This is a genomic window from Streptomyces sp. NPDC058469, assembly GCF_042721125.1.
Classification (GTDB): Bacteria; Actinomycetota; Actinomycetes; order Streptomycetales; family Streptomycetaceae; genus Streptomyces.
This window is the reverse complement of record NZ_JBHXME010000266.1, coordinates 1-8,809: the sequence shown is the minus strand read 5'-3', so window position 1 is coordinate 8,809 and position 8,809 is coordinate 1. Positions and strand designations below refer to the sequence as shown.

Here is an 8,809-nt window from a genome sequence, read left to right as displayed (position 1 = left end):
GACTTATGCCGGCCCCACCTTCAAGGGAACGCCGGACAGGTTGATTTATGCCCGCGCGCTCGTCGGAACGCCTGGACGGCTGACGTGCGCTTCCGCGCTCGTCGGGACGCCTGGACGGCTGACGTGCGCTTCCGCGCTCGTCGGGACGCCTGGACGGCTGATGTACGCTTCCGCGCTCATCGGGACGCCTGGACGGCTGACGTGCGCTTCCGCGCTCATCGGGACGCCTGGACGGCTGACGTGCGCTTCCGCGCTCGTCGGAAGGCCTGGACGGCTGACGTACGCCTCCGCGCTCATCGGAAGGCCGGACAGCTGACCTACGCCCCCGCCCTCATCGCAACGCCGGACGGGCTGACAGTTGCCGGGGTTTCCTCGGTCTCCCGCTTCTCGGTCTCCCGCGGCTTCAGGTCGGCGTGCTCCAGCACGTCCTTCAGGTGCCGTTCCACCACCGGCAGCACCTCGGTGATCGTCACGTCCCGGCCCAACTCGGCGGCCAGCGAGGCCACCCCCGCGTCGCGGATGCCGCACGGGATGATCCGGTCGAACCAGCGGTTGTCCGGGTTCACGTTCAGCGCGAAGCCGTGCATCGTGACGCCCTTGGCGACGCGGATGCCGATCGCGGCGATCTTGCGGTCCTCGCGGCGCTGGCCGGCGTTCGACGGGGCGTACTCCGGGCCGTTCATGCGAGGGTCGAACTCCTCGTCGTGCAGCCGGGGATCGAAGTCCAGGGAGAGTCCGCCGAGCTTCGGGCGCTGCTCGACCGGGTCGCCGAGCACCCACACCCCGCTGCGGCCCTCGACGCGGCTGGTCTCCACGCCGAACTCCGCGCACATGCGGATCAGCGCCTCTTCCAGGCGTCGTACGTGCGCGACGACGTCCACCGGGCGGGGCAGCTTCTGGATCGGGTAGCCGACCAGCTGGCCCGGGCCGTGCCAGGTGATCTTGCCGCCGCGGTCGACGTCGATGACCGGGGTGCCGTCGAGTGGGCGCTCGTTGTCCTGGGTGCGGCGCCCCGCCGTGTAGACCGGCGGGTGTTCCAGGAGCAGCACGGTGTCGGGGACCTCGTCCGCGAAGCGGGCCGCGTGCACCCGGCGCTGCTCGTCCCACGCCTCCTGGTACTCGACGGCGTCCGCGCCGAAGCCCATCCGGACGAACCGCAACTCACCCACGGCAAGCGCCTCCTCAGCAGCACCTATGAGTCGTAAGGCACGAAACATGCCTACGCCACTGTACGACCGACCGCTGACAGCCCACCGGGCGGTCGGGACCGTCAGCTCTGCGACCAATCCTCACACGATCGGATGAATGCACGTCGGAATGTGCGACGGGATGCTTACGCTCCGCTACATTCGCGCCGTTCACGAGGCCAAAAGGGCTGCTCACAGGCAATCCGGGCAGGCAGTGGCCGCATCGGCCTCTGTTGGGGCCCGAAAGGCAGGAGACCGCACCGCAGATGACGGAACGACCCGCGCAGCGCACTCCCAACCGTCAGCTCGCCGCGCTCATCGCAGAAGCGGGGTTCTCCAACGCAGGTCTCGCCCGTCGCGTGGACCAGCTCGGTCTGGAGCACGGACTCGATCTCAGATACGACAAGACATCCGTCACCCGGTGGCTGCGCGGACAGCAGCCCAGAGGAACCACGCCCGCCCTCATCGCCGAGGTCTTCACCCGGCGGCTCGGCCGCCGGCTCACCGCCCAGGACCTCGGGCTCGACGCCTGTGCGCCGGTGTACGCCGGGCTCGAATTCGCCGCGACCCCCGAGGAGGCCGTCGACATCGTCAGCGGGCTGTGGCGCAAGGACTCCGGCAGCCACGCCGAACTGCGCAAGATCGCCTTCACCCCGGCCGGGCTCGTGGTGCCCAGCCGGGACTGGCTGATCGGCCGCGCCGACGACCGGGTCGGCCGCGCCGAACCCGCGAACCGGGTGCCCCCGCAGGGCCGCCCCGCCGTACCCCGCCAGCGCGGCCAGGCCGAGCGCGGCCCCGGCCAGAAGGTCACCGGCGGCGACATCTCCGCGCTCCGCTCGGTCGGCGAACTCTTCCGCACCCTCGACAACGCCTACGGCGGCGGCCATGCCCGCCAAGCCCTCGTGCGCTACCTGGAGCACGAGACCGAGCCGATGCTGCGCGGCACCTACGGCGAGCAGACCGGCCGGCGTCTGTTCGCGGCGGCGGCCGACCTCACCCGGCTCGCGGGCTGGACGTCGTACGACATCGCCGCGCACGGGCTCGCCCAGCGGTACTTCGTGCAGGCGCTGCGGCTCTCGCAGGCGGCCGGGGACCGGGCCTACGGCTCGTACGTGCTCATGACCATGAGCCGGCAGGCCGTCTATCTCGGGCACGGAAGGGAGGCCGTACAGCTGTCGCGGGTGGCGCAGCAGGGGGTGGGGACCAGCGCGCCGCCCGTCGTGCAGGCGCTGCTGCACTCCGTGGAGGCCCGGGCGCACGGGGTGCTCGGGGAGGTGCGGGCGTGCACCTCCGCGCTCGTGCGGGCCGAGCGCGCCCTCGAAACGGCGCGCGCCGGGGACGAAGTGCCGTACTGGGCACGGTTCTTCGACGAGGCGCAGCTCGCCGACGAGTTCGGGCACGCGCACCGGGACCTGCAGCAGTTCCGGGCGGCCGCGCAGCATGCGGAGCGGTCGTTGCAGTTGCGGGCGCCTGCGTTTGCCCGAAGTCGGCTGTTCTGCCGGGTTGTTCTTGCCTCCGCCCGGCTCGGTCTCGGCGAACTCGACCAGGCCTGTGCGTTGGGGGCGGAGGCGGCGGGGCAGGCCGTCGAGATGCGGTCGGTGCGGGCGATCGAGTATGTGCGGGACTTCGAGCGGAGGCTTGAGCCGTACAAGGACGCGGCGCCGGTGCGGGGGTATCGCGACAAGGTCGCCGCGTTTGGGTGAGGCGAGGGTGGCTGTGAGTGGGACTGTGCAACTCCGTCGTGGCTGGTCGCGCCCACGCGGCGGAGCCGCATATCAAATGCAGCCCCGCGCCCCTTCAGGGGCACTTCACGCGGCCTGCGTTGTCGGCAGGGGGTCGGCCATGTGCATTGAACCCGCCGCGCCCAGGTCCGTCAGGATCGCGGTCGACGCGCGGTGCCCCGAGTGCAGGGCTCCCTGGACCGTGCTCGTGTCCCGGTGGTCGCCGCACACGTACAGGCCGGCCAACAGCCGTACGGGGCGCCGTAGATCGTGCGGTGGCCGCATGACGGGCACGGCCGCGGCGGTGTGGTGCACGGCGAGGGTCTCCCACCGGGTGGTCGAGGTGCCGTAGAGGCGCGACAGGTGCATGCGTACGGCGGTCTCGACGTCAGGCGGGGGAGGGCCCAGGACGGTTGAGGAGACGAGCGCGCGGCCGGCCGGTGCGCGGCTCGGGTCGACCTGGCTGACGATCGCCGTGTGCGCGACCGGGCCGCCGCGGTCGGAGTCCAGGAGCAGGGCGGCTCCGGTCGCGGGCGGGTCGTCGGTCGTGTGGTGGACCACCGTCACCGGGTGGAAGTCCGGTACGCGCAGCCCGGGCAGGAGTTCGGCCGCCGCGCGCGCGTCCGTCGCGACCAGCACCGCCCGGCAGCGGATCTCGCCGTGCTCGGCGGTGGTCACCGACGTCGTCGATACGGTCGTCACGCGTACGCCGGTGTGCACGGTGCCCGGCGGCAGCGCCGCGGCGAGCACCTCGGGCAGCATCTCCGCGCCGCCCTCCGGCAGACACAGCCGCCCGCCCGCGAAGGCACGCAGCGCGAGGTCGGCGCACCGGCTGGAGGTCGTCAGCTCCGGGTCGCACAGCAGCGCGGCGAGCAGGGGTCGTAGGAATCCGTCGATGGTTCGCGCGGGTACCCCGCGCGCCGTGAGTGCCTGTCCGGCGGCCAACTCCGGCCGGGAGAGGAGGCGTTCGACGGGCGTGCCCGCGAGGCGGGTCAGCGCGGCGCCGAGCCGGGCCTGGTCGACGGGGCCGCCGAGCGGGGCACCGGACCGGGACCTGGGCACGGTCGAGGGTCCCGAGGTGTCCGCCGCGCGGTCCCTGGGGGGCGGCCCGCCCCAGGAGGAGCCCGGCCGGTCCCTGAACGCGCCCGTCAGGCCGCCCCAGGACGCGGTCCGATCCCTGGGAACGGGACCACCTCCGGCGGTTCCCGTGCGGTTCCCGGGCGTGGTCCTGTCCCTGGAGGCCGTTGTCCGGTCCCGGGGCGTGGCACCGTCCCCGGAGGCTTTCGTCCGGTCCCTGAGTGTCGCCCCGCGTCCTGAAGCGTCTGCCCCGCCTCCGGTGCTCGCCACTCCGCCCCCGGGCGCCGCCGCGGCCCAGGAGGCGCCCCCGCGTCCCCTTGCCACTGGCCCGCCCCACGAGAAGCCGGCCCGCTCCCTCGTCACCGGTCCGCCCCGCAGGGAGCCGCCCCTCCGTACCGCCCCCGGCCTGGGGGCGCTCGCCAGGGCGCGTACCGCGTGGAGTGCGCCCCACGCGCTCCCTCCGGGCGCCGGGGTGCCCGCGTGGTGGTGGCGGCCGTCGCTGTGGAGGAGGACCCCCGGCGCGAAGGGGCGCAGCACCAGGGCGTCGAGGCCCGGGGTGAGGCGCAGTTCGGGGTACGAGGTGGACAGGAACTGTCCGATCCGGTCGAGCCGGAACCCGTCGACCTTCTCGGTCGACATACGGCCCCCCACGTAAGGGGCGGCCTCCAGGACTGCGGTCGTTACTCCTGCGCTGATCAGCTGATGCGCCGCGGCGAGTCCGGCGACCCCGGCTCCCACGACGACGACGTCCGCCTGGTACGCGGGCTCAAGCACGTGCCCCTCCTAGAGGTTGCGCGGCCGGTGGAGTCGTCATGCCCCCAACAGCCTCCAGGGATACCCGAGTTCGGGTCGAGATTAGGGCCGTGATCGGTCAAGGGGAGTCGCGCATACGCAGGGCACGGTCGCACGGCGGTCGCATACGGTCGCCGTGCGTCATCATCGGGTGTCGAACGCTCATCGCCGCGCGCCCGTCCTCCGCCCACCCTTCACGACGCCGCGCGATCCTTCAGGCCCCGGACGTTCACAGCGCCGCCCGGATCGCCCCCTCGATCTCCGGGAACGCGAACGTGAACCCCGACTCCAACAGCCGCTTCGGCAGCACCCGTTGACTCCCCAGCACATCCCCCGACATCTCGCCGAGCACCAGCTTCAGCGCGGGTGCCGGCACGGTGAAGAGGGACGGCCGGTGCAGCACGCGCCCCATGGCCGCGGAGATCTCACGGTTCGTCAGAGGGTTGGGCGCGGTCAGGTTGAACGGCCCGGACAGCCCGTCGGTGTCGATGAGATGCCGGATCGCGGCCACCTCGTCGTGCAGCGCGACGAACGACCAGTACTGCCGCCCGTTGCCGAACCGCCCGCCGAGACCCGCCTTGTAGAGGGGGAACAGCTTGGCCCACGCCCCGCCCTCACGCGCCACGACCAGCCCGGTCCGCGCGAACACCGTCCGTACGCCCGCCTCCTGCACGGGCGCCGTCGCCTCCTCCCACTCCACGCACAGCGAGGGCAGGAAGCCGTCCCCGGGCGGCGCCTCCTCGTCCACGGCACGGTCGCCCGTCTCGCCGTAGAAGCCGATCGCGCTGCCGTTCACCCAGACCCGCGGCGGCCGGTCCAGGGCGGCGACGGCCTCCGCGAGCGCCGCCGTGCCGAGCACGCGGCTGTCCCGGACCGTCTTCTTGTAGGCGTCCGTCCAGCGGTGGTCGCCGACCCCGGCGCCGGCCAGATTGACCACGGCGTCGCACCCGTCGAGCCCGGCCGCGTCCACGTACTGCCCCTCGGGGTCCCAGCACACCTCGTCCGCGCCCCGGGCACCGCGCCGCACCAGCCGCACCACCTCGTGCCCGTCCGCGGTCAGGGACCGCACCAGTGCGCTGCCGATGAGACCGGAGGCGCCGGTCACCGCGATTCGCGAGCGTTCCATGGCGTCCATCCTGCCTCGTTGATCCATAAAACTCCCATGAGGCCCGCCGCGCCCCCGTCGTACTGTGGCCCACATGCCCGAGCCGAACATACGCATCGCCCTGCCCGACGACGACGAGGAACTGGGCGCACTGGACCGCGCCACCTGGTCCCACCTGCACGCGGTGATGCCCCTGCCGCAGCCGCCGTACAGCTCCTTCTTCGACGCTCGGCACGCGCCCGATGATCATCTGGTCGCCGAGCTCGACCGCCGGATCGTCGGCTACGTCCGGCTGGGCTTTCCCACCGAGCTGGCCTGCAACGCGCACGTCCGGCAGATCCAGGGGCTCGCCGTCGCCGACGAGGCGCGGGGCAAGGGGGTCGGCCGGGCGCTGATCCGGGCGGCCGTCGAGGAGGCCCGGCGCCGGGGCGCACGCCGGCTCACGTTGCGCGTGCTCGGGCACAACGCACCGGCGCGGCAGCTCTACGAGGCCGAGGGGTTCGCCGTCGAGGGCGTACTGCCCGAGGAGTTCCTGCTCGACGGGAAGTACGTCGACGACGTCTTCATGGGGCGCCCGATCTGACCCGGGATCTTCTGTGATCTACGACGTGACCAGGTCGCCCGTGTCCACCTGGGCGGTGGCCGCGGCCGCCCGTTGCGCGTCACCGGAGACCTCGTCGGCCGTCAGCACGTACCCCGTCTCGTTGTCCGAGGTGGAGCGGGCGAAGACGACGCCGTAGACCTTGCCGCCGGTCGTCAGGAGGGGGCCGCCGGAGTTGCCGGGGCGGACCGTGGAGCGGATCGAGTAGATCTCGCGGGTGACCGTTCCGTTGTTGTAGATGTTCTGGCCCGTCGCGTTCACGCGGTTGGCGACGGTCGCGGCCTGGAGGTTCAGGTCGCCGTCCTGCGGATAGCCCGCGACCACGGCCGAGTCGCCGCGCGCCGCGCTGTCGTCGAAGCGCAGCACGGGCGCGGACAGCCCCGGCACGTACAGCACGGCGACGTCCTTCTGCGGGTCGAAGAGGACCACCCGTGCCTGGTACGACCGCCCGACCCCGCCGATACGGACGGTCGGGTTGTCGATGCCGGCCACCACGTGTGCGTTGGTCATCACGTGCCGCGCGGCGTACACGAAGCCGCTGCCCTCGCGGCCCTGGGTGCCCGAGGAGCCCTCGATCTTGACCGTGCTCAGCTTGGCGGCGTTCGTCGCGGCGGCCGTGACGCTGTCGCCGGTGGGCTTGGCGACCTCGGCCGTCGACTCGTTCTCGAACGGGTTGAAGACCTGCGGGAAGCCCGCCTCGGTGAGCGCGGAGGTCGCCCGCGAGAACCACGTCGGTGTCGTCTCCGGCATGAGCTTCTGCACGCTGCCCAGCAGCGTCGAGTCCTGGATCGCCGTCGTGACCGTCGCGGACGAGGACGCGCCCAGCACACTCGCGGCCACCCACGCGACGATCATCACCGCCACCGAGTTCGCCGCGGCCCCGCCGATCCCGTCGGCCACCCGCAGCGGCCCCTGGTCCAGCTCCTTGCGCAGCTTGAGCGCGAGCCGCCCCGCCAGTTCGTGCCCGACCACCGCCGGGGTCAGCACGGTGAGCACGGCGGTCACCGTGGCCGCCGTCGTCCCCGGAGTCACCAGGTCCATCATCCAGGGCAGCACCCACACGCCGACGACCGCGCCGCCCACGAACCCGGCGAGCGACACACATCCGGCGACGAGGCCGCGCCGGTACCCCGACGCCGCGTAGGCGAGGATCACCAGCAACAACAGCAGGTCGAGCAGGTCCACGGAGCCGCCTTTCTCTCGGAACCCTTAGTACGCGAGGAACGGGCCCACTGATCAGTTACGCGCGCGTGGTCCCCGGCAACCGACCACGCGTGCGTGTACCCGCAGAAACGTGCCGGACCAGGACGATGGTTCCACCGGGTGGCACAGCACACATCGCGGGCGGGGCGAATCCGGCCGAGAGTGTGACCATGCGTGTCCTGAGAAGAACGCCGGGTGCACGAAGACGACGGCTGCGCGTGCGAATACCCCGCATACGGTGGATGCCCCGCATACGGCGGACCCCTCGCTCGGCACTCGTCGTGCTGGCCTGCCTGCCCGGCCTCGCCGCCGTCCTGGTGCTGGCCCTGTGCGCGAACGGCATCGGACGCAAGGCCACGGCCGCCGTACGCCCACCGGTCGCGGCCCGGCCCGTCGCCGCCCGGCACGCCGCAGCCAAGCCGCGCATCGTCCCGCGCTCGGCCTGGCTGGACGCCCTCTCCCGGCACGCGCAGCCGCCCCCGCGCTACGACGACAAGGTCGTCGCCGTCTTCGTCCACCACACCGACTCGCCGAACGGGTACGACTGCGCGGACGCGCCCCGCATCATCCGCTACCTGTACGCGGGCCAGACCGGCGTCCGTGACTGGGACGACATCGGCTACAACTTCCTCGTCGACCACTGCGGCACGATCTACGAGGGCCGGGCGGGGGGTGTCGACCGGGCCGTCACGGGGGCCCACACCCAGGGCTTCAACCACCGCACGGCGGGGATCGCCGCGATCGGTACGTTCACGGCGGGGATGGCGGTGCCGCGGGCGATGACGGACGCGATCGCGGCGCTCGCCGCCTGGAAACTGGGCCTTGCGGACGTCGATCCGCGTGCCAGGGCGCACCTGGTCTCCAGCAACAGCCTCAGCCGGTACGCCTCCGGTACGACCGCGACGCTCCCCGCCCTGGCGGGTCACAAGGACGGCTACATGACGAGTTGCCCGGGGGCGGCGTTGTCGGCGCGGCTTCCGGAGGTTCGTGAGGTGGCGGCGCGGTTGCAGGGGCGTTGAATCGCCCCCGCCGCCCCTACCCGTCCCATCCCCGGGGGCTGCGCCCCGGACCCCGCTGGGTCGGATGTCGGGTGCGGGTCCGTTGTGGCTGGTCGCGCAGTTCC

At 72.6% G+C, this 8,809-nt stretch carries 7 protein-coding genes and 1 pseudogene; 3 read left to right on the top strand and 5 right to left on the bottom strand.

Annotation, left to right across the window (positions count from 1 at the left end):
• Positions 1 to 317 precede the first annotated feature (317 nt).
• Positions 318 to 1,169: a lipoyl(octanoyl) transferase LipB gene (lipB, locus tag ACFWP5_RS50535; RefSeq protein WP_384173567.1), complete on the bottom strand. Its 852-nt coding sequence runs from the start codon at positions 1,167 to 1,169 to the stop codon at positions 318 to 320.
• Between the two features lie 284 nt (positions 1,170 to 1,453).
• Between lipB and ACFWP5_RS50530 the strand changes: the two genes are divergently transcribed.
• Positions 1,454 to 2,890: a regulator gene (locus ACFWP5_RS50530; RefSeq protein ID WP_384173564.1), complete on the top strand. Its 1,437-nt coding sequence runs from the start codon at positions 1,454 to 1,456 to the stop codon at positions 2,888 to 2,890.
• 105 nt (positions 2,891 to 2,995) lie between these two features.
• On the opposite strand, the gene ACFWP5_RS50525 is transcribed toward ACFWP5_RS50530, so the two are convergent.
• The 3 genes and pseudogenes from ACFWP5_RS50525 to ACFWP5_RS50515 all read right to left on the bottom strand — a co-directional run bounded on the left by ACFWP5_RS50525 (position 2,996) and on the right by ACFWP5_RS50515 (position 5,903).
• Positions 2,996 to 4,348 (bottom strand): FAD-dependent oxidoreductase, encoded by a 1,353-nt coding sequence (locus ACFWP5_RS50525; RefSeq protein WP_384173570.1) that lies wholly within the window; start codon positions 4,346 to 4,348, stop codon positions 2,996 to 2,998.
• Positions 4,349 to 4,429: 81 nt separating this feature from the next.
• Positions 4,430 to 4,723: pseudogene (locus ACFWP5_RS50520) on the bottom strand (FAD-dependent oxidoreductase); the annotation flags it as partial.
• A gap of 283 nt (positions 4,724 to 5,006) precedes the next feature.
• Positions 5,007 to 5,903 (bottom strand): TIGR01777 family oxidoreductase, encoded by an 897-nt coding sequence (locus ACFWP5_RS50515; RefSeq protein WP_384173561.1) that lies wholly within the window; start codon positions 5,901 to 5,903, stop codon positions 5,007 to 5,009.
• Between the two features lie 73 nt (positions 5,904 to 5,976).
• On the opposite strand from ACFWP5_RS50515, the gene ACFWP5_RS50510 reads away from it, so the two are divergent.
• On the top strand, positions 5,977 to 6,465 hold the full coding sequence (locus ACFWP5_RS50510) for a GNAT family N-acetyltransferase (RefSeq protein WP_384173558.1): 489 nt from the start codon (positions 5,977 to 5,979) through the stop codon (positions 6,463 to 6,465).
• Between the two features lie 18 nt (positions 6,466 to 6,483).
• Here the strand turns inward: ACFWP5_RS50510 and ACFWP5_RS50505 are convergent, their stop codons facing one another.
• Positions 6,484 to 7,668 (bottom strand): MarP family serine protease, encoded by a 1,185-nt coding sequence (locus ACFWP5_RS50505; protein ID WP_384173555.1) that lies wholly within the window; start codon positions 7,666 to 7,668, stop codon positions 6,484 to 6,486.
• A gap of 260 nt (positions 7,669 to 7,928) precedes the next feature.
• Between ACFWP5_RS50505 and ACFWP5_RS50500 the strand changes: the two genes are divergently transcribed.
• Positions 7,929 to 8,705, top strand: coding sequence for a peptidoglycan recognition protein (locus ACFWP5_RS50500; RefSeq protein WP_384173552.1), 777 nt, complete (start codon positions 7,929 to 7,931; stop codon positions 8,703 to 8,705).
• The last annotated feature ends 104 nt before the right edge of the window (positions 8,706 to 8,809 follow it).